The sequence below is a fragment of the Cellulosimicrobium sp. E-16 genome (assembly GCF_049913115.1).
GTDB lineage: Bacteria > Actinomycetota > Actinomycetes > Actinomycetales > Cellulomonadaceae > Cellulosimicrobium.
Genome location: NZ_CP183974.1, coordinates 407,465 through 432,401, shown reverse-complemented (window position 1 = coordinate 432,401; position 24,937 = coordinate 407,465). Strand labels below are relative to the sequence as shown.

The window sequence follows — 24,937 nt, the reverse complement described above, 5'->3', positions numbered from 1 at the left end:
CCGGGTGGCAGGATGCCCGGTATGAGCTTCGTCGTCCGCGTCCTCGTCACCGGCCTCGCGATCTGGCTCACGAGCCTGTTCATCGACGAGCACTTCCAGATCGTCGGGTCCGACACCGCCGGCGGGCAGCTCGTCATCATCCTCGTGGTGGCGCTGCTCTACTCGCTGGTGAACGCCGTCATCAAGCCGATCGTCCAGATCCTGTCCATCCCGCTCTACATCCTCACGCTGGGGCTGTTCTCCCTCGTCGTCAACGCGCTGATGCTCATGCTCACCGCGTGGATCACCGAGCAGACGGACTGGGGTATCCGCATCGTCGGCGGGTTCTGGTGGGCCCTGCTCGCGGCCCTCATCATCGGGCTCATCAACTTCGCCGTCTCGGCCGTCGTGCCCAAGGCCCAGGACCGCTGACCCCGGACGCCCCGGTCCGCGGGGACCGGCGTCGCTACCGCGCGTCATCGTCGCCTTCCCCGCCGTCCGGGCCCGGCGCGGTGAGGTCACCGGCCCCCGGCCCTCCCGTGGCCGGGAACCCCGGCACCCCGGGCGACGGCGACCCGGGCGTCGGCACCCCGGGGAACGGCGTGCCCGGCGCCCACGGGGGCGTGAGCGACCGCGGGACCGCCAGGTCCCCGATGCAGAACGTGGTGTCCGGGTCGGGCACCAGGCGCGCCTCGTAGACGAAGGGCTCCTCTGCCTCGCCGTCGAGCAGCCGCTCGACGTCGGCCAGGTGCTCCTCGAGCCCCCGGTCGCCCACCTCGACCGCGGCGTCCAAGACCTCCTGGTGGAAGTGCACGCTGTGCGGAACCTCGATCGGGGGGCCGCCGTCCGGTGCCGGCAGGACGCCGGTGACCGTGACCTCGTCGGGCGTCGCGGGGTTCTCGGCACCGTCGGTGTCGGAGACACCCTCACCCTGCGTCTCGATGTGCGTGGCCTTGATCCCCGGAGGCAGGCCGTGGTTGGACACGGGGGACCCTGCTGTCACGACATGGCGCACGTTGTACGTGCCGACGCTCGCTGCCGCGACCGTCGTCGCGACCATGCCGCCCTGGCTGTGCCCCACGAGCACGACGTCGTCGCCCGGCCCGATCCCGGCCTGCCGCATCGCCTCGATCGTGGCGCGCGCGCTGTCGGCCTGAGCCCGCACCGCGAGGTCGTCGTCCGCGAGGTCGTAGTTGGACGTCATGTTGAAGACGGTACGAAGGTTGTTCAGCCAGATCTGGGTGCCGGGGATGGCGACGAGCCAGGTCGGCGTCCCGTCGTCCTTGACGATCTTCTGGATGCTCAGCGTCGAGTCCGTGTCGAGCGCCGACACCGCGCCGAGGGCCGAGCGCATGTCGGTGGGCGTCGGCAGCGCGCGGCCCGTGTCGACGAGGCGGACCTCGGGATCGGGGAGGAACCGGTCCCGCAACGGCTGCATGAACCCGCGCAGCACCGACGCGGCGTTGCCGGCGGTGGGCATCTGGTACCAGGCACGGTCCTCGTCGGCCAGACCGATCACGCGGCTCAGCGCACGGATCGTGGCCGCGTGGAACGCCCCTCCGGTGGAGGCGATCGCGCCCCACGAAGGTCGGCCGAGGAGGAGGGAGCGCAGGAAACCGGCGGATCCTGTGGTCAGGACGAGGCCGAGCCCCGCCGCGGCGGCCCCGGTCGGGCTCATGCCGCCCCCGACCAGGAGCGCCAGGTCCTGCCACAGGGCAGCCGCGGCAGCGTCCCCGTCGTCGTACACGCGGACGGCCTGGTGCAGTCGCGCTGCGAGGAACCTCAGGCCTCCCTCCTGCTGCTCCGCGACGCCGATCGCGAGGTCGAAGGCCTCGAGCGCGGCCGCGCGCGCCGCACGCACCTCGGCCGACCAGTACGGCGTGGCGTGGACGTCCCAGCCCGACGTGGCCGGGAACGGCGCCGGCGCCGGCGCCGGCGCCGCGAAGCGTCCCCCGAACGCCGTGGGCGTCGCGGTCGTGAGGTCCACGGAGTCCCGTGCGTCCCGGAGCGCCGCCACGGTCCTGGCGACGAGGTCCGCCCGCGCGCCCAGGGCCACCGCCTGCGCGACGACCGCCGCCGTCTCGACCGTGGTCGCTTCCGTGCCACCGCGCACTACGACCACGGGTGCCGGTCGAGGGCCGCTCACGGCACGCCCGCCGCGGCGAGCTCGGCCCGGATCCGCGCCACCTCGGCCTCGGCGAGGACGGTGAGCGCGTCCAGGCGCAGGAGGCAGCTGTCGAGCAGCATGCCGAGCCGGAGCAGCCCGCTCCGGCGATCGGCGGCCGCGTCGTCGTACGTCGCACGGGCGTGACCCGCCCACGGCAGGTCGGGCGCGGCGAGCGCGGCACCCGCTCGCGCGACGTCGTCCTGGGCGGTGAGGACCCGGGTCCGGGCGAGCGAGACGCCGAACGGCGCGGCGACGCACGGCGAGGGCGGCGGGGGCGACGAGGAGGACATGGCGGGGACCGTACGCAGTCGCTCGCCGCGAAGCGGCGACCCCGTCCGTCGTTGTGGACGGGCCCCTCGGGAGACGGGGTTGGGGACGGCCACGACCCGCGCGACGCCCACCGATCGCTCGCCCGCCAGGAGCGCGTGACCGGACTGCGGGAGGCGCGGGCCCCCGTCAGGCACGCGTGGGAGAATCAGGGGCGTGCCCGAGAACCCTGCCGCAGACGCCCCTGCCCGCGTGTCGCTCGCCGAGGTGACCCCGCCGATCGCGCTCGGCCCGCTCGACGGCCGCTACCGCGCGGCCGTCGCGCCGCTCGTCGACCACCTCAGCGAGGCGGCGCTCAACCGCGAGCGCGTCCACGTCGAGGTCGAGTGGCTGATCACGCTGTGCAACGGCGTCCAGGCGGTCGACGAGAACGCGGTCCGCCCGGTCGTGCCCGGCGCTCCCCAGCTCTCCGACGCGGAGGTCGCGTACCTGCGCCAGATCCCTGCGACGTTCGGCGGCGAGGAGATCGCCGAGCTCGCCGCGATCGAGCGCGAGACGGTGCACGACGTGAAGGCCGTCGAGTACTTCGTCAAGCGCCGCCTGGCCGCCGCGCCCGACGCCCTGGGCGCGGAGACCGTGCTCCCCGGCGTCGGCGAGCTCGTGCACTTCGCGTGCACCAGCGAGGACGTCAACAACCTGTCGTACGCGCTCATGGTGCGCGGCGCCGTCGAGCAGGTGTGGCTGCCCGCCGCGACGGCGCTCGCCGACCAGCTCGCGGAGATGGCGCGCGACCTCGCCGACGTGCCGATGCTCTCGCGCACGCACGGCCAGCCCGCGACGCCGACGACGCTCGGCAAGGAGCTCGCCGTCCTCGCGCACCGCCTGCGCCGCCAGCTCCGCCGGGTCGGCGCGGCCGAGTACCTGGGCAAGCTCAACGGCGCGACGGGCACGTACGGCGCGCACACCGTCGCCGTCCCGGGCGTGGACTGGCCGTCGGTCTCGAAGCACTTCGTCGAGGGCCTGGGCCTCACCTGGAACCCGCTGACGACGCAGATCGAGTCGCACGACTGGCAGGCCGAGCTGTACGCGGACGTCGCGCGGTTCAACCGCATCCTCCACAACCTCGCGACCGACGTGTGGACGTACATCTCGCTCGGGTTCTTCACACAGATCCCCGTGCCGGGCGCGACCGGGTCGTCGACCATGCCGCACAAGGTCAACCCGATCCGGTTCGAGAACGCCGAGGCCAACCTCGAGATCTCCTCCGCGCTGCTCGACACGCTCGGCTCGACGCTCGTCACCTCGCGCCTCCAGCGCGACCTCACGGACTCGACGACGCAGCGCAACGTCGGCCCCGCGTTCGGCCACTCGCTCCTGGCGATCGACAACGTACGCCGCGGCCTCAAGGCCCTCGCCGCGAACGCCGACCTCATGGCGGCGGACCTCGACGAGAACTGGGAGGTGCTCGGCGAGCCCATCCAGTCGGCGATGCGCGCGGCGTCCGTCGCGGGCGTGCCCGGCATGGAGAACCCGTACGAGCGGCTCAAGGACCTCACGCGCGGCCAGCGCGTCGACGCCGCACGCCTGCGCGAGTTCGTCGCCGGCCTCGGTCTGCCCGACGACGTCGCGCAGCGCCTCTCCGACCTCACCCCGGCGACGTACACGGGCCTCGCGTCCCGCCTGGTGGCGGACTACCTCGACTGACCTGGCCCCGCGCCGAACACGACATGAGGGCCGTCATCCGGTGGATAACGGCCCTCATGTCGTTCGCGCGGAGGCGCAGGGTCGTGCTCGAGGTCGCGGGTGTCAGACGGCAGTCGGCTCGCCCGGGTGCGGCGCGTCCGGCCGAGCGGCCTCGGCCCGGGTACGGGCGCGGGCCTCGGTGAGCTCGTCCGCTCGGTTGACGACCCAGCGCGCAGCCGCCATGACGCCGACCACGACGAGCACCTGCGGGACGAGGACGTCCGGACCGGGACCGTTGAGCGGGCTTCCGTCCAGTAGACCGAACCGTCCGACCCAGAGACCGGCGAGGACGCCGAGCACGACGGGCAGGGACTGTCGTGCGACGGGACGCGCGAGGGCCCCGCCACCGGCGACCACCCCGAAGAGGAGGAGCGGCCCCGAGATCGCGAGGGCCCCGGTCGACACCGACATGACCGGGTAGGCCAGCGCCGGCACGGACTCCGCGACGCCCGCGAGGACGCGGAGCAGCACGAGCACCCCGCCGACGGTCGCGACGAGCGCACGGTGCGGCACCACCGGGTCGGCCGTCTGGCGCTCGCGCAGCACGACCAGAAGCGCGACCATCGGCGCGAGCCAGCCCAGCTCACGGGAGAGGTCGTGCCAGTCGCCTGCGATCGCGAGGGTCGCGAGAGACACGACGAGCAGCACCGTGCCCGCCGTCCCGACGAGGCGGGCCGCCCGGGCGCGCCCCGTGAGCACGAGCACCAGCGCCACCGTCCAGAGCCCCCACGCCGGCGCGGCGGGAGCCCACCCGAGCGCGAGGTGCTGGAGCGCGGGGTTCGTGAGGGTCGTCGCCAGCGAACCCAGGGTCCGCCCCGTCGGGAGCGCGAGCAGCACCGGGAGCACGGCCGCGAGCACCGACGTCGCGGCACGTCGCTGCCGGGGCGTCGAGCCCAGCGGCGCGAGCAGCCACTCCCGGGCCGCCGCGCAGACCAGGTCCCAGCGCTCGGCGCGGGTCGGGCGCGACTGTCCCGGCTGCGCGCCGTCGAGCAGGTGGCCGAGCATCTCGGCCTCGTGCGCCCGCCGGTAGGTGTACGGGAAGAGCCGCAGGAGACGGCGGAAGTCCCGCACGAGGACGGGAGGGACCGGCGGCTCCGCGACCGAGGTCGGGGCGTCTGCCGCGGTCATGCGGCGACCGCCGTGCCGGGGCCCGCCGCCGCCAAGAGCGCGCGGTGCGCGGCCCGGGACTCAGCGAGCTCGTCGAGGCGGTTGACCACCCACCGGGCCACGAGCGTGACGAGGGCCGACAGCGCGACCACCCCGAGCACGTTGCCCAGGTTCACGACCGTGGTGTCGAGCGCGCCGGACCAGAAGACGTCCGAACCGCTGAGGAGCAGTGCGGTGAAGACCCCGGCCAGCACGGGAGCGGCCTGCCGCACGGGGCGGACCGCCACCAGCAGCACCGCTGCCCCCACGAGGATCACGACCTCCGCCGCCAGCGTGAAGGGATAGCCCGGGGCGGTGACCCAGACGCCCTCGTCCGCGACGACCGTCGCACTTCGTGGCACGGAGACCGCGAGCGACACCGCCGTCAGCCAGAGTGCGGCGACACCCGCACGCGCGCCCAGGACGGGCCCCGTCTGCCGCGCTCGAGCGGCGACGGCCCCGAGGGAAGCCAGGAGGGCGACGACCCACCCGACCTCCCGGAACGCGTCGAACGCGCGCTCCGCCGCGACGAGCGAGCCGACCGCGACGACGCCCGCCCCGGCGGCGAGCGCGGCGAGCACGAGCCCGGTCCGCCGCAGGCGCGCGGCCAGGGCCACGACCGACCCGGCCCAGAGCAGCCAGGCCGGGGCGAGGGGCACCGCGACGAGCGCCGTCGCGACGACCAGCCACGCCGGCGATGCGGCGGTTCCCACCACCTCCCGGGCCGACTCGTCCCCCAGCGCGAGGCCGACGCGCAGGAGGTCCTGCGACGCGGGGGCGGCGAGCACCGCCGTCAGGGCGACGAGCGCGACGACGGCCGCGGCGGCGCGCTGCCGCTCGGTCGGGCCCAGGGGCGCGAGCACCCACTCGCGTGCCGCGGCACGCAGCAGGTCCGCCCGCTCGGCGCGGGTCGGGCGCGACTGCCCCGGCTGCGCGCCGTCGAGCAGGTGACCGAGCATCTCCGCCTCGTGCGCCCGCCGGTACGTGTACGGGAAGAGCCGCAGGAGGCGGCAGTAGTCCCGCACGAGCACGGGCGCGACGAGTACCGTCGCGCCGGGCTCCGCCGTCGGCTTCCCCGCGACCTGTGCGGCCGCCGTCCCGTCACCCGCCACGCGGAGACCTTCCCCACGGTCCCCGCTCATGCCGGCACCGCCCCACCGTCGGCGAGGCCTCCCGCGAGGCCGCGGGCGGGGTGGGCCGCGGCGCCGTCGCGCGCCACCGCGGACGCGCGACGGCGGGCACCGAGGCGCTCGAGGGCGCGGCGCGCCTGGGCCTCGGCACGCTCGGCCTCGGCGGCGAGGCGCGACCCGCCCTCGGTGGTGAGCCGGTAGTAGCGGCGCAGGCGGGAGTCGACGACCTCCTCGTGGTCGACCTCGACGAGACCGGCGGCGACGAGCCGGTCGATCGCGCCGTAGAGCGTCCCCGCACGCAGCGTCACGCGGCCGTCGGAGCTGGACTCGACGTCCTGTGCGATGCCGTACCCGTGCAGCGGACCGGCGGCGAGCGCGGACAGGACGAGGAACGCGGGTTCCTGGAGCGGTTTGGATGCCATGGCGACGAACATACCCTCGCAACAAAGCCATGGATCTCGACACGCCGCAGGGCGAAACGTTTCGCACCCTCTCCGTCGCTCCCCGGCAGTCCCTACCGTGGCGATGTCCTGACCCCGAGGCGACGGAGCCCCGAGCATGAGAGCGACCTCCCCCACCCGACGACCCCGTGCGGCGGCGCTCGTCGCCGCTGTCGCGACCCTCGCGACGCTGGGCGCCACGGCGACCGCCGGCGCCGCGCTCGCGGCCTCCAGCGAGGCGGCGACCTCCACGGCCTGCACGGTCGACTACCGCATCACGAGCTCCTGGTCCGGCGGCTTCCAGGCCGACGTCACCGTCACGAACCTCGGCGCCCCGCGCTCGGGCTGGGAGCTGGCCTGGGACCTGCCGGCGGGCGAGAGCATCAGCCAGCTCTGGAACGGCACGCTCGTGCGCGACGGCGGCCGGACCACCGTGGGCGACGTCGGCTGGAACGCTTCGCTCGCCACGGGCGGCAGCGCCTCCTTCGGCCTCGTGGGCACGGCCGCGTCCGCTCCGGCCGTGCCCGCGAGCTTCACGCTCGACGGTGTCGCGTGCGGCGGCGACGCCTCGCCAGACCCCACCGATCCCACCGACCCGCCCGACCCCACGGACCCCACCGACCCCACCGACCCGCCCGAGACGCCGGGCGACGTGACGTTCCACGTGGACGCGACGAACCAGGCGTGGGAGGCCTGGCAGGCGGCGTCGGGCAGCGACCGGGACCTGCTGGCGAAGATCGCGCTCACGCCGCAGTCGTCGTGGGTCACCGACGCGGACGCGCAGGTGTCGCGCGCCAAGGTCGCCGCGTTCACGAGCGCGGCCGCGGCCGAGGGCGCGACGCCGCTCCTGACGATCTACGCGATCCCCGGCCGCGACTGCGGCTCGCACTCGGGCGGCGGCACCGCCGAGGCGGCGTACCGGAGCTGGGTCCAGACGGTCGCGTCAGGCATCGTCGGCGAACCGTGGGTCGTCCTCGAGCCCGACGCCCTGGCCCAGCTCGGCGACTGCTCCGGCCAGGGCGACCGCGTGGGCATGCTCCGCGACGCGGCGCGCATCCTGACCGACGCCGGTGCGCGCGTCTACGTGGACGCGGGCCACTCCGCGTGGCTGAGCCCGGCGACCGCCGCGGCCCGTCTGCAGCAGGTGGGCCTCGACGACGCCGTCGGGTTCGCGCTCAACACGTCGAACTACCGCACGACGGCCGAGTCGCGAGCGTACGGCGAGCAGGTCGCCGCGCTGCTCGGCGGGGACGTGTCGTTCGTCGTCGACACGTCGCGCAACGGCAACGGGAGCGACGGCGACTGGTGCAACCCGCGGGGTCGTGCGCTCGGCGACCCGCCGCGCGCCGTCGACGACGGCACGCACCTCGACGCGCTGCTGTGGGTCAAGCTGCCCGGCGAGAGCGACGGGTCGTGCAACGGCGGGCCGCCCGCCGGACAGTGGTGGCAGGAGATCGCGCTCGAGCTGGCGCGCAACGCGTCCTGGTGACCCGACGCCCTCGAGCACGACCTGCTCGCCCTCGAGCACGACGTTGCTGCCGTTGTCGCCCGGACGACGGCAGCAACGTCGTGCTCGGCGCCTCCTGAGGCGGGGGCGCCGCTACCCCTGACCGCGCTCGGCCGGGCCGGGACGGGTCCGCGCCGAGCAAGGTCGGCCGGTCGGTGTGACGATCGTCCTGCCGGGCCTCGGTCCGGCACGATCGCCCTTCGCCGGAACTGGGGCCGCGCGAGGGGCAGGCCCGACGGCGCGTGGCTCGCTGGGTGCGCCACGCGCCGTCGGGGGTCCCGGTCGTCGTGAGTCGTCGTCGCCGGACGACGCCGCGAAGCCAGCACGGTGGAGATGGCACAGTGGGGGCGTGACGTCGCTCGACCTTCCCCGCACCGACCCGCCCTCCCCCGAGCCCGCCGCGCTGCCGCCGCTGCGCACCGTCGGCTGGGTGAACGTCCGCGACGGGCGGCTGCTCGCGGTCCGCACGACCGGCAAGGACCGCTTCTTCATGCCGGGCGGAAAGGTTGAGCCCGGCGAGTCGGACGCCGAGGCCCTGGTGCGCGAGATCGACGAGGAGCTGGGCGTCCGCCTCGACCCGACGTCGGTCCGCCCCGCCTTCGTCGCCGAGGCCCCCGGGCACGGACTCGGCGGTCGGGTCGTGCGCATGCACTGCCTGTACGCCGAGCCGCTCCCCGGCTCCCCCGAGCCGGCGCCGAACGCCGAGATCGCCGAGCTCGCGTGGCTCACGCCGGCCGACGCGCACCGCGTCCCGCCGGCGGGCCGGATCGTCCTCGACCGGCTCGCGGGGGTCCTCTCCGCCTGACCACGCGCCGCGCTCCCGTGCCGTGCGGTGCGCGCCATGGGGACCTCGCCCCATGAGCCGGGCGAGACGCGGTGGCGCCCGCCCACGTACGCTCCGGGTGCACGATCCGCAGCGACAGAGGGACGACCATGGGGTTCTACGGTGCCGACATCGGCGAGCTGCGCGCGCTCGCGCAGAGCCTCACGACGGCGTCCGAGGCTCTCACCACGACGCGCAGCACGCTGGACTCGACCGTGAGCGGCGCCCGCTGGGCCGGCCCGGACGGCGACGAGCTGCGCGGCCGCTGGTCCGCCGAGCTGGGCCCCGCGCTGGCCGCGGCGACCGCGACGCTCCGCGACGCGGCCGACAAGGTCCGCAAGAACGCCGACCAGCAGGAGAGCGCCAGCTCCGACGGCACGGGCGGCCCGGGCGGCGGCGGCAGCGTCGGCCCCGGCGGCGGGCCGGGATCCGGCGGCGGGCCGGGATCGGGCGACGGGTCGGGCTCGGGCGACGACAGCCCCAGCGGCCCCAAGGTCACCGTGAAGGGCGACCACGAGTCCGGCACGGACAACTCGAGCCTGGGCAACCCCGCGACGGAGGGCACCGACGCGAAGGTCGGGTTCGGCGTGACCCACGACCCGGAGAGCGGCGAGACCACGTACTCGGGCAGCGGCTCGCTCTCCGACTGGATGAAGACGACGAACGGCTCGAAGATCTCGTTCGGCGTGAACGGCGGTGCGGAGTACACGGTCGGCGAGAAGTCGGAGGACGGCTTCACCACGTACACGTCCAAGTCCGACGTCTCGATCGGCGTCGAGGGCGGCGTCGACAAGGGCGGCACGGGCGTCAGCGGCGGGTACACGACCGGCGTGACGTCCGAGTACACGGTCAAGGTGCCCGACGACGCGGGCGTCACCGACCCCGGGAGCATCAACCCGTTCGACCCCCGGACCATGCCGGTCGGCTCGTCGGTCACGATGGACGGCGGCAGCTACTCGGAGACCGAGCTCAACGCGGCGTTCCGCCACATCGCCGTCGAGTCGTCCGTCAAGGACGCGGACGGCGTGACGAGCCTCATCGAGCGCACGGGCGACGACACGGTGCGCGTGACCGCGGGTCCCACCGAGGCCATCGCCAACCACGCGGGGCTCGGCCTCGACTTCGACGCCGTGAAGGTCATGCTCGGCAACACGACGTCGCTCGACGGCGCGTCGCTGCGCACCGCCGAGTTCGACCTGTCGACGCCGGAGGGCCAGGCCGCCTACGACGCGTACCTCGTCACCGGGGAGATCCCCGCCGACCCGTCGACCGGCATCTCGGGCACGACGAAGATCGAGCGCGTCGAGTTCGACTCGACGTCGACCGTCGGCTTCGACACTCCCGTGGGCGGGGCCGAGTGGGAGATCGGCAAGAACACGGGCTCGCTCGTCGCGACGACCAACCCCGACGGCAGCACGGAGCAGCTCCTCACCGCGACGTACGGCGACCGCGGCGACTTCCGCATGTCGCAGGCCTTCGACGCGTCGGGGAACGAGGACGTCTCGGCACGCACGTACTCGTTCGACGTCACCGCGGACGACATGTCGTCGCAGTACTTCAACACGCGGGAGTTCTCCGGCTTCTCCCCGTCGGGCGAGGTGTCGTCCGGGCAGCAGGTGACGATGACGCTCACGGAGTCGCAGATGAACCGCCTCGCGGACAGCGTGCGCACGGCGGTCGAGAACGACAGCCTCGGCATGCAGACGCGCATGATCGTCACGGACTACGACATGCAGCCGCTCTCGGACCCGTACCAGCTCGCGACCAGCCTCGCCCGCGCCGCGGACTCCGACCTCGAGCTCGTCATGATGATCTCGGAGATCAACGCCGCGGGCGACGGGTCCGCGACCGACCGCTCCGCCGCGCGGTTCCCCGGCACGGTGACGCTCGGCCCCTGACGCCGGTGTGGTCCGGGCGCCTCAGCGCGGCTTCGTGGCAGAGAGGTAGGTCGTGGAGACGTAGCCCGTGCGGCTGCCCACGGTCACCTTGAGCCAGCCCTTCGACGCGGTGCCCGCATGCGTGACCGCGGTGCCGCGGGACAGCTTGGTGACCACCTTGGCCGACGTCGACGGCGTCGCCCTGAGGTTGAGCACCGACGCCGTCACGTACGACGTCTTGGCCTTCGGGGGCGCCGGCGCCGGCGCCGGCTTCGCCGGAGCGGACGGCGCGCGCGTCGACGTGTACTGGGCGGAGACCCACCCGGTCCGACCGTTCGCGGTGACCTTGAGCCAGCCTCCCGAGGTGGACGTGACGGAGAGCTTCGTCCCCTTCGGGAGCCGGGCGAGCACCGACGACGACGTCGTCGCCGACGCCCGGAGGTTGAGCGAGGCGGCGGTGACGTAGCGCGTCGCGACGGGCCGGGAGACGGGAGCCGTGCTGACGGGCGGGGGCTTGGTCGGGCCGACGTACGCTGCCGAGACCCACCCGGTGTAGCGGCCGTACGTGACCTTGCGCCACGTCCCGCTGCCGTCGCCGGGCTTGCCCACGACCGCTGCGCCTCGCGGGACGAGCGTGAGCACCGCGGTGTTCGTCCCCGCGCCCTTGCGGAGGTTGACGGCCGTGTTCGCGTAGTACGTGCACGACTTCGCGGACGGCCGGGCCGCGACGCGGGTCGCGCTGCGACCGAGGTCGACGCCCTTGCTCTTCAGGTAGGCGAGGGGGTCGGTGTGCGACGCGCCCGACCCGTAGGTGCCGTTCCAGACCTCGAGGTGCAGGTGCGGGGCGGTCGACGTCCCCGTCGAGCCCACGTCCGCGATGCGCTGGCCCGCCTTGACCTTCTGCCCGACCTTGACGTACTTGTCGCCGTCGATGACGTGCCCGTAGACGCTCGAGACCGTCTTCCCGCCGACGGCGTGGCGCAGCACGACCCACTGGCCGAACCCGCTGACGCTGCCCGCCCGGAGCACGACGCCGTCGGCGATGGCGTTGATGCGCGTGCCGGAGGCGGCGCTTAGGTCCTGTCCGAGGTGCCAGGTCGACGCGTTGGCGATCGGCATGCAGCGGGGGCCGTAGTAGGAGGACACCGCATAGGTGCGCGCGCCGAGCGGCGTGACGACCGCGCTCACCGCCGCACTGGCCCCGGGTGCGACCAGCATCGTGCCGAGCCCCGTCGCGAGCGCCGTCGCCATCACCATGCCCACCGCGCCGGATCGGCGTCGCGGGTACCGCATCATGTGTGCCCCCTGCAAAAGTTCGTGACATGCCCGGCGTGTCGGGTTGACACGCCTCCAGCACGGTACGTCGAGATTCGTCGGCGCGCACGCGCAGGTGTGAACGCTCACCCGCACGGAGCGGGTCTGGCGTAGCGTCGTGCCGTGGGAAGCGCGACGGCACGCAGACGGCACGGCCTCCTCGCGGCGACGCTGCCCGTCCTGGACCTCGCGGTCGCGTCGGTCGTCGCCGTGCGCGACGCGGCGGCCCGTGCGGGCGGGTTCGACGCCGGCGCGCCTCCCGACCCCGAGCGGGTCGCCGCAGCCTTCGCGAGCGACCGGCTGCTCCGCGTCGACGGCGCCCCGGTGGACGGCTTCGCCCCGCTCTCGGGCTTCTTCCGGACCGCGGACGGCTGGGTCCGCACGCACGCGAACTACCCGCACCACCGTGCACGGCTGCTCGCGCTCCTCGACCTCGCCGACGACGTCCGCACCGCCCCGACCCGCGACGACGTCGTCGCCGCCCTCGCCGCGCGCTCGGCCCAGGACGTCGAGGACCGCGCGGCCGACGTGGGGGCGATCGCCGTCCGCGTACGCCCGGAGGACGTGTGGCGCGCGTCCGCGCCCGGCCGCGCCGCGGCGTCGGACCCTCCCGTGCGGCGCTCGGAGCGCGACGACGCCGCTCCCCCGCGCCCGCTCGCGCGCGGGCCGCGCCCGCTCGCGGGGCTCCGGGTGCTCGACCTCACGCGCGTCATCGCGGGTCCGGTCGCGACGCGCACGCTCGCCCTGCTCGGCGCGGACGTCCTGCGGGTCGACCCACCGGGGCTCCCGGAGATCGAGGTCCAGCACCTCGACACCGGGCAGGGCAAGCGGTCGACGCTGCTCGACCTCGCGACGCACGACGGCCTCGCCCGCGCCCAGGAGCTGCTCGACCGCGCCGACGCGCTGGTGACCGGGTACCGCCCGGGGGCGGTCGAGGCCTTCGGGCTGCGGCTCCCGCCGGGTGCGGCGCACGCCCGCGTCACGGCGTGGGGCGACGACGGCCCGTGGGCCGACCGGCGCGGCTTCGACTCGATCGTCCAGGCGGCGAGCGGGATCGCCCTGGTGGAGGGGGCGCGGGACGACACCGCTCCCGAGGGCGCGACGCCGGGAGCCCTGCCCGCCCAGGCGCTCGACCACGCGACCGGCTACCTCCTCGCAGCCGCCGTCGTCGACGCGCTCGCGGACCGCGCGACCGACGGCCGGGGCCGCGACGTCGACGGCGCGCTCGTCCGGACCGGCCACGCCCTGCTCGCGGCCCCCGGCCGCGACCCCGCGCACGACGCACCGCGCACGCCTGGCCCGCGCTGCGTCGTCGAGCACCCGGCGCGCCTGGACGGCCACGACGTCGTGGCGACGACGACCCGCCCCGCGCTCGACCGCCTCGGCGACGCCCGGGTCGACGACTACCCCACGCCCGCACGGCCGTGGGGCGCCGACGAGCCGCGGTGGACGGCGTGAGCGTCGAGGACGAGGCGACCGCACGGTCGCGACCGACGAACCGGCCGCTGCCGGACGAAGGAGAGACCGATGCTCACGCTGTCCCACACCACGGTCTTCGTGCTCGACCAGGACTCCGCGAAGGAGTTCTACACGAACGTCCTCGGGTTCGAGCTGCGCGACGACGTGTCCATGGGAGCGGAGTTCGAGGGCGCGGGCGCCGGCTTCCGCTGGCTCACCGTCGGTCCGGAGGGCGACCCGAGCCGCACGATCGTCCTGTCCGACTGCGCGATGGGCCGCGACCCCGAGTCCGCCGCGCAGCTGCGCTCGCTCGTCGCGAAGGGCTCCCTGGGCGCGGGCGTCATGGAGACCGACGACTGCGAGGGTGCGTACCGCGAGCTGAGCGCCCGAGGCGTGACGTTCCGGCAGCCGCCGACGCGCCGCCCGTACGGCGTCGAGGCCGTGTTCGTCGACGACTCGGGCAACTGGTTCAGCCTCACGGAGCGTCCGGCCTCTCCGCCCCGCTGACCCGGCTACTGCTTGGCCATCGCGATCCGCATCCGTTCCTCCGGGCTCACGAGGTGGTCGTGGCTGTCCGTGCCGACGTCGAGAACGACGCGGTGCAGACGCCCCGTGAAGCGACTCGTGCGCGTCGTGTAGTCCGGGGAGACGCAGGTCCCGGACTCGTAGCCGATGTCCGTCGTCTCGTCGGCCGAGAACACCATGGGCTGGGTCGTCCCGACCCGGCCCCGACCCACCGGGGCGTCGTCGTGGAAGAGGGTGACGTCCCCGCCCTTGGCGAGCCCTCCGCCGTCGTACGCGAACTCCATGCGCACGACGTGGCTCCCGGCCGGGACAGGTTCGTCCGCGACGGCGGTGAACAGGTGGATCCCGAGGACGTTGTAGGTGAAGGTGAGCCGTCCCTCGTGCACGTACAGGCTCCAGCCACCGAACCGGCCGCCCTGGGCGATGATCACGCCCTCTGCGCCGGTGCTCGGCACCTCGACGTCCGCGGAGACGGAGAACGACCGGTTCTTCATGCTCACGACGCTGTTCTCCGACAGCCGTCCCATGCCCGGGTAGAAGATCTGCGACGTCCCCCGGAGGAGCGTGGGCCGACCGGCCATCGACGGTTCGAGGCGCTCCGACGTCCGGTCGTCCATCGGGAGGACGTTGTACTTCGTGGCCTCGATGAGCCACAGGCGCTGGAGCCTCGCGAGGACGTCCGGGTGCTCGGCGACGAGGTCGTGCGCCTGGCTGAAGTCGCGCGAGCCGTCGTAGAGCTCCCAGACGTCGTCGTCGAACGCGGGCAGCTCGCCACCGACCATCACCCACGGCGTGCGGTGCTTGGTGACGGCGCTCCAGCCGCGGTGGTAGATCCCGCGGTTGGCGAACATCTCGAAATACTGCAGGTCGTGGCGCTCCGGGGCGTCGGCGTCGTCGAGCGCGTACAGCATGCTCGTCCCCTCCATCGGCGACTGCTGCACGCCGTTGACCACCGTCGGCTCGGGCAGACCCGCCGCCTCGAGGATGGTCGGCGCGATGTCGATGACGTGGGTGAACTGCGAGCGCAGGCCGCCCTTCTCGGCGATGCGGCTCGGCCAGTGCACGATCGTCCCGTTGCGGGTCCCGCCCCAGTGCGACGCGACCTGCTTGGTCCACTGGAACGGCGTGTCCATCGCCCACGCCCAGCCGACGGCGTAGTGGTTGTAGGAGCTGGGCGAGCCGAGCTCGTCCAGCTTCGAGCGCATGAAGTCCGGCGTCTCGAGGGCAGCCATGCCGTTGAAGTTCGCCATCTCGTTGAACGCGCCGTTGACCGTCCCCTCGGCCGACGCGCCGTTGTCACCCACGATGTAGTACACGAGCGTGTCGTCGAGGACTCCCAGCTCCTCGAGCGTGTCGATCAGTCGTCCCACGTGGTGGTCGGTGTGCTCGAGGAACCCGGCGTAGACCTCCATCTGACGCGCGAGCACGGGCTTGAGCTCGTCCGGCATGTCGTCCCACGCGGGAATCTCGTCGTGCCGCACGGTGAGCTCGGCGTCCTGCGGGATGACGCCCAGCTCCTTCTGCCGCGCGAACGTGTGCTCGCGCTGGACGTCCCACCCGTCGTCGAACGCGCCACGGTACTTCTCGACCCACTCAGGAGGCACGTGGTGCGGGGCGTGGGTCGCGCCGGGGGCGAGGTAGACGAAGAAGGGTCGGTCCGGCATGAGCGCCTTCTGCTGCCGCACCCACACCGTGGCGTGGTCCACGAGGTCCTCGGTGAGGTGGTACCCCTCCTCGGGCGTCGCCGGCGGCTCGACGGGGGTCGTGCCGTCGTACAGCGCCGGGTCCCACTGGTTGTTCTCGCCACCGATGAACCCGTAGAACGTCTCGAAGCCACCGCCACCCGTGGGCCAGGCGTCGAACGGGCCCAGGGGCGACGACTGCCACACCGGGACCTCGTGGCACTTGCCGAACTGCGCCGTCGAGTATCCGTTGAGCCGCAGCGTCAGGGCGAGGGGCGCCTTGGTGTTCGGTCGGACCGAGCTGTTGCCGGGCGCCGAGGTCGCGGTCTCCGTGATGCTGCCCATGCCGACCGAGTGGTGGTTGCGGCCCGTGAGCAGCGCCTGCCGCGTCGGAGCGCACAACGCCGTGGTGTGGAAGCGGTTGAGACGAAGCCCGCGGGCAGCGAGGCGCTCCGCCGTGGGCGTGGCGCACGGCCCTCCGAAGGCGCTCGACGCGCCGAAGCCCACGTCGTCGAGAAGGATCACGACGACGTTGGGCGCACCCTCCGGCGGCAGCAACGGCTCGATCGGGGGGTAGGACGTCTCGGGGTCCTTCGCGTCGTACGTCGTCAGGCCGACCGGCGGGCGGTCAGGGATCGGGAGCATCGCGCGGGCGTGCCGGTCGGGGCGCATGGGCCCTCCACTCGGTCGGGTGGGGACGGACGCCTCCGACGCTAGCTGCGCGGCCTCCGGCCACACATCACCCAGATGGAGTGAGAGCTCGGCCGCCGACGGGGGTCTCCGACACCGACGACCTCAGCTGTGGTCGAGGCGGCGCAGGATCGCGCCCTCGCGCAGCGCCCACGGACAGATCTCGACCTCGTCGACGCCGAGCGCGCGCATCGTCTCGACGGCGACGACCCCACCCGCGACGATCTGGAACGTGCGCTCGGGCGTGATGCCGGGCAGGGCGGTGCGCCCCTCCGCCGTGATGCGCGCGAGCCGCGGCACCCAGTCGGCGAGCTGCGAGCGCCGCATGCGCCACCGGTCGTCGGGGCCGACGGCCTCGGTCTGCATGCCCGCGAGCCGCGCGAGCGAGCGGAAGGTCTTGGACGTCGCGACCACATGGTCGGGCGCGGGGAGCGCCCGGAAGGCCTCGACGGTGGGCGCGAGCGTCGCGCGCACGTGCTCGCGCAGCGCCTCGACCTGCTCGGGCGCGGGCGGGTCGTCGGGCAGGAACGCCATGGTCATGCGCCCGGCACCGAGCGGGAGGGACGCGGCGAGGTCGGGCTCCTCGTCGACGCCCGACGCGATCTCGAGCGAGCCACCGCCGATGTCGAGGACGAGGAGACGCCCCGCGGCCCACCCGTGCCAGCGCCGTGCGGCCAGGAACGTCAGGCGCGACTCGTCCTCCCCGGACAGCACGCGGACCGGCTGGCCCACCCGCTCGCCGATCGCGGCGAGCACCTCAGGGCCGTTCGTCGCGTCGCGCAGCGCCGACGTCGCCATGGGCAGCATCTCGTCGACCGCAGACTCGCGCGCGAGCGCCATCGCGTCGTCGACCGCGGCGAGCATCGCCGCGACGCCCTCGGGCGACAGCGACCCGTCCGGCCGGAGGTAGCGCATGATGCGCACGACCGTGCGCGCCCCCGCCGCCTGCACGGGGCGCGCCGCGTACGCGGCGTCCACGACGGCGAGGTGCACGGTGTTCGAGCCGATGTCGAGGACGCCCAGGCGTGTGGTGGTGCTCACGCGGCGAGCCTAGCGGCGCGGCGAGGGCCGCCGTCGGGCGGGTTGCCCGACGACGGCCCTCGTCCGGTGCGCGGCGCGCACCCGCGGCGACCCGGCGGTCAGTCGCAGGCCAGCGCGTCGTACGCCGCGTCGACGCTGGACGTCGTGCCGTCCGCGGCGACGACCGTGACGGTCGCCGTGCCCGCCTCGACGGACGTGGCGCGCGTCGTGAACGACTGGTAGGCGTTCTTGCCCGGCTGCACGTGCCGCACCGTCCGCTCGCCGAACGGCGTCGTGAGGGTCACGTCGACGGGTGCCTCGGCCGTGCTCGTCGCGCGGACCGCGACGAACGCCCGGCCGCCGAGGCAGCGCGCGCTCGCCTCGACCTCGACTGGCGCGGGCGGGGCGACGGCGGAGACCGACGGGATGCGGTCGGCCGCTCCGGTGCCCCACGTGAGGCCCGCGCTGGTGTCGGACAGGTCGAAGTCGAGCGTCCCGCCGTCCTGGAGCGCCGCGACGTCCAGCCACGCGGCGGTGTGCGCGACGCCGTCGACCTCGAGGCCCGCGACGTAGCTCGGGAGCTTCTCGTTCGCGCCCGCCGCGTCGATCTCCAGCGTCGCCCCGGCGTCGGTCGTGAGCGTCGCGGCCTGCACCTTGGGCGCGTTGAGCGCGAGGATGCCGGAGCCGGGCATGACCGGCTCGAAGCCGAGCGACGCCATGACGTACCAGGCCGCGAGCGTGCCGAGGTCGTCGTTCCCGACGCCGCCGCCCGGGGTGTCCGGGAAGCGGTTGAGGTTCGCGGCGAGGACGTCGTTCGTCTTCCACGGCTGGCCCACGTAGCCGTAGAGCCACGCGTTCGTGATCGTCGGCTCGTTGCCCGGGTTGTAGCGGATCGTCGTGTAGTACGAGCTGCCGCCCTTGGCCCACGTGCTCGGGGAGACGCCCGGGTTCGCGGCGAGCGCCGGCTGGTCGAAGTAGTAGTCGAGGCGCTCGACGAACCCGTCCTCGCCGCCCATGACCTCCTGGAGGCCCGTGACGTCCTGCGGCACCATCCACTGGTACTGCCACGGCACGCCCTCGTGGAAGCCGGAGCGCGTGACGTCGGTCAGCTCGGGCAGGGTGACGAACTCGCCCGTCGGGCGCTTCGCGTTGACCATGCCCTGGAACCCGCCCGAGAGCTGGACGTCCGGGTTCCACAGGTTGCGCCAGTTGCGACCCTTGTCGAGGAACGCCTGGCCGCCCTCGCGGCCGGTGCGCTCCGCCGCGGCACCGAGGCTCGCGTCGGCGAGCGCGAGCTCGAGCGTGGCCGAGCCGCCGTGGCGGTACTCCTCGAACTGGCCGCCGAGGCCGCCCTCGTTCTCCGGGTAGAACGGCACGTGGCCGTGCTCGGCGTAGAACTCGGTGCTGCGCCGGCCGACCGACGCGACGTCCGCCGGGGGCGTCGTCGTCGCGTTCTCCACGAGGTAGTCCCACAGCTCGTCGGCGATGTCGTCGGGGACGGTGCCGAGCGCGAAGTTCTCCGCGAGCCAGGGCGTCACGGGGTCGCCCGCCATGATGTTGGTCTCCAGCGCGCCGAGCGACCAGCGCGGGAGCCAGCCGCCCTCGACGCGGTGCTGGTACATCGAGCGCACGATGTCCTGGGCGCGCTCGGGCAGCAGGAGCGCGTGCAGCGTCGCCTGCGTGCGGTACGTGTCCCAGAGCGAGAAGTTCTGGTAGTAGTCCCAGCCGTCGGCCTGGTGGACGTCGAGGTCCGTGCCGCGGTACCGCCCGTCGACGTCGCTGCCGATCGTCGGGGACAGCAGGGTCTTGTAGAGCTGGGTGTAGAACACGCGGCGCTGGTCGGGCGACGCGTCGATCGCGGCGCGCCCGAGCTCGGCGTTCCACGCGTCGCGGGCCTCCTCGCGCACGGTGTCGAACGCGACCTGGCCGCCCTCGTCCGTGGCCTCCGCCTCGCGGTTGGCGCGCGCGCCGTCGACGCTCACGAACGACACGCCCACGCTGACCTCGACGTCGCGGTCGGTCGTGGTGTCGAACACGGCGACGGCGCCGTTGCTGCCGCTCGCGACCTCGCTCGTCGTGGAGCCCGCGACGTAGCGCGCGTCGGTCCCCCACGTGCCGCTCGACGCGACCGGGCGGTCGAACGTCGCGCTGAAGAAGTACCGCTGCTTGTCCGGCGTGCCGCCGCAGAAGCCGCCGTTGTCGACCCAGCCCTCGAGCGTGCGGTCGTCGACCCATGACACCGAGCTCGCGCCGGCGTCGCGCAGCGTCTGGCCCACGTTGAACGACAGGTGCGACGTCGTCGAGGCGGGGAACGTGTACCGGTGCGCGCCGACGCGCGTGGTCGCGCTGAGCTCGGCGTGCACGTCGTTCGCGAGCGTCACCTCGTAGAACCCGGCGGACGCGTGCTCGGTGTTCTTCTGGTCCTTGATGGCGATGAACGAGCGCGACGTGCGCGGCGTCGCGCTCGTGTCCGGCGTGACGAGCAGCTCGCCCGCCGCGGGGCAGCCCGCGCTGTTGACGTGCCGGTGGCTGAAGCCCCACACCCGCCCGGCGTTCGTGCTGTAGGACGTCGAGGCGTAGGAGTTCGTGTTGTCCGGGCTGAGCTGGACCATGCCGAACGGCACGGTCGCGCCCGGGTAGGCGTTGCCCTCGCTCTCGGTGCCGACGAACGGGTTGACCTCGAGCGTGAGGTCGTCGCCCGCGGTCGCGGTGACGGCGCCCTCGGTGCCGGGGGCGGCGCCCGCGGCGGCGGGCAGCAGCGTGCCCGGCGCGACGGCGAGCGCGAGCCCCGCGGCGAGCAGGGCGAGTCGTGGTCGTCTCATGCCATGTCCTCTTCGACGTGCGACCGGGCGTCGTCGCCCGGGGCGCCCCGGGGCCGTCGGTCAGGTGCCGCCCGGGCCGCTCGTGGCGGGGGCGACGGTGCTCCTGGTCGACGACGGGCGTCCGCCGGCCACTCTCTCCCGGCTATGACTGCGCTGTCAATTGCGTGCCCGAACGAACGACTTGGTCGGACACGAAGGGGTACGGCACCCGAACCCGGGGTGATTCCTCAGCGTGCGGCGGGCGTGGGGAGCGATCCCGGGCTCGCCGGCCGCGCCGTGCCTGCTGCCTCGTCGGCCAGCGCCTGCGCGTCGGCGACGACGGCGCGCTCCTCCGCCGTCGCGGCCGTGACGGCCTCGGCGCGGGCCTCGACGATCGCGCGGTGCAGGTCGGCGTGGACGCGACGTCGCACGTCGCGCGCGATCTCGTCGGCCTCGTCCGGCTCGACCGGGTCGCCGTCCGCCTCGCGCAGCGCGACGACGTCGGCCACCTCGAGCGCGATGCGCCGCTCCGCGTCGGCGAGCAGAGCGACGACCGCGGTGTCCGCGGCCCGGCCGAGCCGCGTCTCCTCGAACGCGCGCGTCGCGTCGTCCACGATCGCGCGCGCCTGCCCGACGAGCTCCGACGCGGTCGACGGCGAGTGCGCGGCGAGCGTCGCGAGGTCGTAGAGCAGCACGCCCTCGACGTCCGCGACGCGCGGGTCGACGTCGCGGTGCAGCGCGAGGTCGAGCACGACGGTCGGGCGGGCGGCGGGCTCGACCCCGGCGCGGACGGCGGCGCGATCGCGCGCACGGACCACGGCGGCCGCGTCGAGCACGTGCTCGATGGCCTGCTCACGGCGGTCGGCGTCCCCTCCCGGACGCGCGGCGTCCGCCGCGAGCGCCCGCCCGCGCGCGCCCGAGCACGACACCACGAGGTCGGCGTCCTCGAGCGCCTCGACGAGGTCGGTCACGGCCTCGACCCCGCGCGCGGCGGCGAACTCCTCGGCGCGCCCGGACTGCGAGTAGACGCGCACGTCGTCGCACCCGAGCGCGCGCAGCGCGGCGAGGCTCGCGCCGGCGTACGACCCGGTCCCGATGAGGACGGCCCGCACCTGGTGCCACGGCGGCAGCTCGGCCGCTGCGAGGTCGAGACCCAGCGCGACGACGGAGCGGCCCGCGCCGCCGAGCGTCGTCTGCGTGCTGACCCTCTTGGACGTGCGGGACGCCGTCTGGAACAGGAGCTCGAGCGTCGAGGAGGTCGCGCCGTCGGCGTGCGCGGCCTCCAGCGCACGCTTTACCTGGCCGGCGATCTCGCGCTCGCCCACGACCATCGAGTCCAGGCCCGACGCGACCGCGAACAGGTGCTCGGCGACCTCGGTCCCGGCCCGCGTGCGGAACGAGGCGAGGGCCTCGGCGGGCGTGACGCCCGACGCGCCGGCGACCATGCGCGCGACGTGCTCGGTCGCGTGCTGCACGCCCGTCCCGTCGAGGGGCGCGTCCACGTCGAGGTACAGCTCGAACCGGTTGCACGTCGCGAGGACGACGGCACCGGTGATCACGTCGCACGCCGCGACCGCGGAGCCGCCGATCGAGTGGGCCCCGGTGGAGAGTCGTTCCAGGGCGTCGAGGTCGAGCTCGTGGTGGCTGGCCGTGAGGGAGAGAAGAGCCACAGTGCCTCCGATTTAATCATTCCACCGGGAGGGAGGCAGAATCGGTAGCTGTGATTCCTGTCGCCCTTTCCTCGGGCCATCCCCTGACCGACGGCCGCACGGACCGTTCCCCGCTCGTGCAGGCCCTGCGCGCGGGCGCGACGGGAAATCGCCCGGAAATCACACCGGTGTGGTTCATGCGCCAGGCGGGCCGGTCCCTCCCCGAGTACCGTGCGGCGCGCGAGGGCGTGAGCATGCTCGACTCGTGCCTGCGCCCGGACCTCGCCTCGGAGATCACGCTCCAGCCGGTGCGCCGCCACGGCGTGGACGCGGGCATCTTCTTCTCCGACATCGTCGTGCCGCTGCGGCTCGCGGGCGTCGAGGTCGACATCGCGCCCGGCGTCGGCCCGGTCATGGGCCAGGCGTACCGGACGCCCGACGACGTCGCACGCCTCGTGGAGACCGGGCTCACCGAGGAGTCGCTCGCCCCGATCCGGGAGGCCGTCGCGCTGACCGTCGACGCGCTCGGCACGACCCCCCTCATCGGGTTCGCCGGCGCGCCGTTCACGCTCGCGGCCTACCTCGTCGAGGGACGGCCGTCGCGCGACCACCTCGCGGCCCGCGCGCTGCTGCGGGGCGACCCGGAGACGTGGCAGCGCCTCGTCGACTGGGCCGCCGACCTCACCGGCACGTTCCTGCGCACCCAGGTCCAGGCGGGCGCGAGCGCCGCCCAGCTCTTCGACTCCTGGGCCGGCTCGCTCTCGCTCGTGGACTACGCGGCGGGCGCCGCCCCGGCGAGCACGCGCGCGCTCACCCACGTCGCCGACCTCGGCGTGCCGGTCGTCCACTTCGGCACCGGCACGGGCCACCTGCTGCCCGCGATGCGCGACGCCGTCAGCGCAGCCGGGGTGCAGGACGTGGCCGTGGGCGTCGACTACCGCACGCCGCTCGACGACGCCGCCCGGCTCCTCGCCGACGGGCACGCCCCCGTCCCGGTCCAGGGCAACATCGACCCCGCGCTGCTCGCCGCGCCGTGGGACGTGCTCGAGGCGCACGTGCGCGACGTCGTGCGGCGCGGGCGCACCGCGCCCGGGCACGTGGTGAACCTCGGCCACGGCGTCCCGCCGGACACCGACCCGGACGTCCTGACGCGTGTCGTCGGCCTGGTCCACGCGCTCGGCGCAGACTGGACGGGACAGGACGACGCGCGCGAGGAGGCGACCCGACGGTGAGCAGCGAGCCGACGACGTCCCGCACCTCCCCCGGGACCGTCCCCGAGGAGGTGGACGCGGTCGTCGTCGGCGCGGGGGTCGCGGGGCTCACCGCGGCCCGGACCCTGCGCGAGCAGGGGCTGCGCGTCGCCGTGCTCGAGGCCGCCGACGTTCCCGGCGGGCCCGTCCGCGGCGGCGACCTTCCCGGTCTCGACGGTGTCCGCGTCGACCTGGGAGCCGAGTCCTTCGCCGCCCGGGGCGCGGCCGTCGGCGACCTCGTCGCCGCGCTGGGCCTCGACGTCGTCGAGCCGTCGGGGGCGGGCGCCTGGGGCTACGCCGCCGGCCGTTCCTACCCGCTGCCCCGCGCGGGCGTGCTCGGCATCCCGGCCCACCCGTGGTCGGCCGACGTGCGCCGCGCGGTCGGCGTCGGCGGGGCGCTGCGCGCGAGCCTCGACCGCGTCCTGCCCCGCCGCTTCACGGACCTGCGCACGCTCGAGACGTTCGCGCGCTCGCGCATGGGAGCGCGCGTCACAGAGCGCCTCGTCGCCCCCGTGGCGGCCGGTGTGCACTCGGCCCCGCTCGACCGGCTGGACGTCGCCGCGGTCGCCCCGGGGCTCCGCGAGGCGTTCGAGCGCGAGGGGTCGCTCGCGCGTGCCGTCGCGTCGCTGCGCGCGCTCGCGCCTGCGGGCTCGGCCGTGCGCGGGATCGACGGCGGCATGCACCGGCTCGTCGAGGCGCTCGCGGCGGACGCCGACGTGCGGCTGCGCCACGAGGTCACGGAGATCACCCGCCGGGACCTGGGCCGTGAACCTTCTGGGGGCGGCGGGTCCTCCCGTGCCTGGGTCGTCCGCGCGCAGACGCCCGACGGGCCGCTCGAGCTCGCCGCGCCGCGGCTCGTCGTGACGACCCCGGCGCTCGTGGACGCGCTCGGCCCGCTCGTCGGCACCGCGGCGGACCTGCTGCCCGACCCGGAGCCCGGCGCGGACGTCCGCCTCGTCACGCTCCTCCTCCGTGCGCCCGAGCTCGACGACGCACCGCGCGGGACCGGCCTGCTCGTCGCGCCACCGCACCGGGACGCGGGCCGCGCCGCTCCGCCGTCGGACGTCGAGGCCAAGGCGCTGACCCACTCGACCGCCAAGTGGCCCTGGCTGCGCGACCGCGTGCGCGGCGCCGTCGGCCCGGGCCACCACGTGGTGCGGCTCAGCTACGGACGCATCGGCGCGACGACGGAGCCCGACCTCGACCGCGTCGTCACCGACGCCTCGCGACTGTTCGGCGTGGACCTCCACGGCCGCGTGCTCGGGCACGTCGTGACGCGCTGGAACGGCGCGCTGCCCCCGCCGACCCCCGCGTTCAGGCGCGAGGTCGCGGCGTTCGTCGCCCGCGTCGACGCCGTCCCCGGGCTCGCCGTGACCGGGGGCTGGATCGCCGGCACGGGGCTCGCGGCGATCGTCGGGCACGCGCAGGAATGCGCGCGCGACCTCGCCGTGGTGGAGTGAGGCAATCCT

Annotated in this window: 19 protein-coding genes; 9 read left to right on the top strand and 10 right to left on the bottom strand. The window is 74.6% G+C overall.

Going from position 1 to position 24,937, the window contains the following annotated elements:
- The first annotated feature begins 21 nt into the window (after nucleotides 1–21).
- Nucleotides 22–411: a phage holin family protein gene (locus ACN9MS_RS01940; protein WP_426310484.1), complete on the top strand. Its 390-nt coding sequence runs from the start codon at nucleotides 22–24 to the stop codon at nucleotides 409–411.
- Nucleotides 412–445: 34 nt separating this feature from the next.
- Here ACN9MS_RS01940 and ACN9MS_RS01935 read toward each other — a convergent pair whose 3' ends face one another.
- Together ACN9MS_RS01935 and ACN9MS_RS01930 are read right to left on the bottom strand one after the other, a co-directional pair.
- A complete protein-coding gene (locus ACN9MS_RS01935; RefSeq protein WP_426310483.1) occupies nucleotides 446–2,101 on the bottom strand; it encodes an esterase/lipase family protein in 1,656 nt (551 codons plus the stop codon).
- 20 nt (nucleotides 2,102–2,121) lie between these two features.
- The gene (locus ACN9MS_RS01930) at nucleotides 2,122–2,436 is read right to left on the bottom strand and encodes a hypothetical protein (protein WP_426310482.1); all 315 of its coding nucleotides are present in this window, start codon (nucleotides 2,434–2,436) and stop codon (nucleotides 2,122–2,124) included.
- A 184-nt stretch (nucleotides 2,437–2,620) separates the two neighbouring features.
- Here ACN9MS_RS01930 and purB point away from each other — a divergent pair, with 184 nt between their 5' ends.
- Nucleotides 2,621–4,117, top strand: coding sequence for an adenylosuccinate lyase (purB, locus tag ACN9MS_RS01925; RefSeq protein WP_426311796.1), 1,497 nt, complete (start codon nucleotides 2,621–2,623; stop codon nucleotides 4,115–4,117).
- A gap of 102 nt (nucleotides 4,118–4,219) precedes the next feature.
- On the opposite strand, the gene ACN9MS_RS01920 is transcribed toward purB, so the two are convergent.
- The 3 genes from ACN9MS_RS01920 to ACN9MS_RS01910 are packed head-to-tail and all read right to left on the bottom strand — an operon-like array spanning nucleotide 4,220 to nucleotide 6,854.
- Complete coding sequence (locus ACN9MS_RS01920) at nucleotides 4,220–5,284, bottom strand: hypothetical protein (protein WP_426310481.1); 1,065 nt, start codon at nucleotides 5,282–5,284, stop codon at nucleotides 4,220–4,222.
- Nucleotides 5,281–6,444, bottom strand: a complete 1,164-nt coding sequence (locus ACN9MS_RS01915; protein WP_426310480.1) for a hypothetical protein — start codon at nucleotides 6,442–6,444, stop codon at nucleotides 5,281–5,283. Before ACN9MS_RS01915 ends, ACN9MS_RS01920 begins: the two co-directional genes overlap by 4 nt.
- Nucleotides 6,441–6,854, bottom strand: coding sequence for a PadR family transcriptional regulator (locus tag ACN9MS_RS01910; protein ID WP_426310479.1), 414 nt, complete (start codon nucleotides 6,852–6,854; stop codon nucleotides 6,441–6,443). The genes ACN9MS_RS01915 and ACN9MS_RS01910 overlap by 4 nt, the downstream gene beginning before the upstream one ends.
- Nucleotides 6,855–6,990: 136 nt before the next feature.
- Here ACN9MS_RS01910 and ACN9MS_RS01905 point away from each other — a divergent pair, with 136 nt between their 5' ends.
- The 3 genes from ACN9MS_RS01905 to ACN9MS_RS01895 all read left to right on the top strand — a co-directional run bounded on the left by ACN9MS_RS01905 (nucleotide 6,991) and on the right by ACN9MS_RS01895 (nucleotide 11,100).
- Nucleotides 6,991–8,361, top strand: a complete 1,371-nt coding sequence (locus ACN9MS_RS01905) for a glycoside hydrolase family 6 protein (protein WP_426310478.1) — start codon at nucleotides 6,991–6,993, stop codon at nucleotides 8,359–8,361.
- Between the two features lie 367 nt (nucleotides 8,362–8,728).
- Complete coding sequence (locus tag ACN9MS_RS01900) at nucleotides 8,729–9,184, top strand: NUDIX hydrolase (protein ID WP_426310477.1); 456 nt, start codon at nucleotides 8,729–8,731, stop codon at nucleotides 9,182–9,184.
- A 128-nt stretch (nucleotides 9,185–9,312) separates the two neighbouring features.
- Complete coding sequence (locus ACN9MS_RS01895; protein ID WP_426310475.1) at nucleotides 9,313–11,100, top strand: hypothetical protein; 1,788 nt, start codon at nucleotides 9,313–9,315, stop codon at nucleotides 11,098–11,100.
- Nucleotides 11,101–11,121: 21 nt separating this feature from the next.
- Here ACN9MS_RS01895 and ACN9MS_RS01890 read toward each other — a convergent pair whose 3' ends face one another.
- On the bottom strand, nucleotides 11,122–12,375 hold the full coding sequence (locus ACN9MS_RS01890) for an SH3 domain-containing protein (protein WP_426310474.1): 1,254 nt from the start codon (nucleotides 12,373–12,375) through the stop codon (nucleotides 11,122–11,124).
- A 141-nt stretch (nucleotides 12,376–12,516) separates the two neighbouring features.
- Here ACN9MS_RS01890 and ACN9MS_RS01885 point away from each other — a divergent pair, with 141 nt between their 5' ends.
- Both ACN9MS_RS01885 and ACN9MS_RS01880 read left to right on the top strand, forming a co-directional pair.
- Entirely contained in the window at nucleotides 12,517–13,851 is a 1,335-nt protein-coding gene (locus tag ACN9MS_RS01885) for a CoA transferase (protein WP_426310472.1), read from the top strand.
- A 69-nt stretch (nucleotides 13,852–13,920) separates the two neighbouring features.
- Nucleotides 13,921–14,358, top strand: coding sequence for a VOC family protein (locus ACN9MS_RS01880; protein WP_426310471.1), 438 nt, complete (start codon nucleotides 13,921–13,923; stop codon nucleotides 14,356–14,358).
- Nucleotides 14,359–14,363: 5 nt separating this feature from the next.
- Here the strand turns inward: ACN9MS_RS01880 and ACN9MS_RS01875 are convergent, their stop codons facing one another.
- The 4 genes from ACN9MS_RS01875 to ACN9MS_RS01860 form a co-directional block, all read right to left on the bottom strand.
- Nucleotides 14,364–16,730, bottom strand: a complete 2,367-nt coding sequence (locus ACN9MS_RS01875) for a sulfatase-like hydrolase/transferase (RefSeq protein ID WP_426310470.1) — start codon at nucleotides 16,728–16,730, stop codon at nucleotides 14,364–14,366.
- A gap of 123 nt (nucleotides 16,731–16,853) precedes the next feature.
- A complete protein-coding gene (locus ACN9MS_RS01870) occupies nucleotides 16,854–17,789 on the bottom strand; it encodes a Ppx/GppA phosphatase family protein (RefSeq protein WP_426310469.1) in 936 nt (311 codons plus the stop codon).
- A 98-nt stretch (nucleotides 17,790–17,887) separates the two neighbouring features.
- Entirely contained in the window at nucleotides 17,888–20,590 is a 2,703-nt protein-coding gene (locus tag ACN9MS_RS01865) for a GH92 family glycosyl hydrolase (protein ID WP_426310468.1), read from the bottom strand.
- Nucleotides 20,591–20,817: 227 nt separating this feature from the next.
- Nucleotides 20,818–22,239, bottom strand: a complete 1,422-nt coding sequence (locus ACN9MS_RS01860) for a glutamyl-tRNA reductase (protein ID WP_426310467.1) — start codon at nucleotides 22,237–22,239, stop codon at nucleotides 20,818–20,820.
- A gap of 176 nt (nucleotides 22,240–22,415) precedes the next feature.
- Between ACN9MS_RS01860 and hemE the strand changes: the two genes are divergently transcribed.
- Both hemE and ACN9MS_RS01850 read left to right on the top strand, forming a co-directional pair.
- Nucleotides 22,416–23,450 carry a uroporphyrinogen decarboxylase gene (gene hemE, locus ACN9MS_RS01855; RefSeq protein ID WP_426310466.1) on the top strand — a complete coding sequence of 345 codons (1,035 nt, stop codon included), beginning with the start codon at nucleotides 22,416–22,418 and terminating at the stop codon, nucleotides 23,448–23,450.
- Nucleotides 23,447–24,928, top strand: coding sequence for a protoporphyrinogen/coproporphyrinogen oxidase (locus ACN9MS_RS01850; RefSeq protein ID WP_426310465.1), 1,482 nt, complete (start codon nucleotides 23,447–23,449; stop codon nucleotides 24,926–24,928). Before hemE ends, ACN9MS_RS01850 begins: the two co-directional genes overlap by 4 nt.
- Nucleotides 24,929–24,937 lie beyond the last annotated feature (9 nt).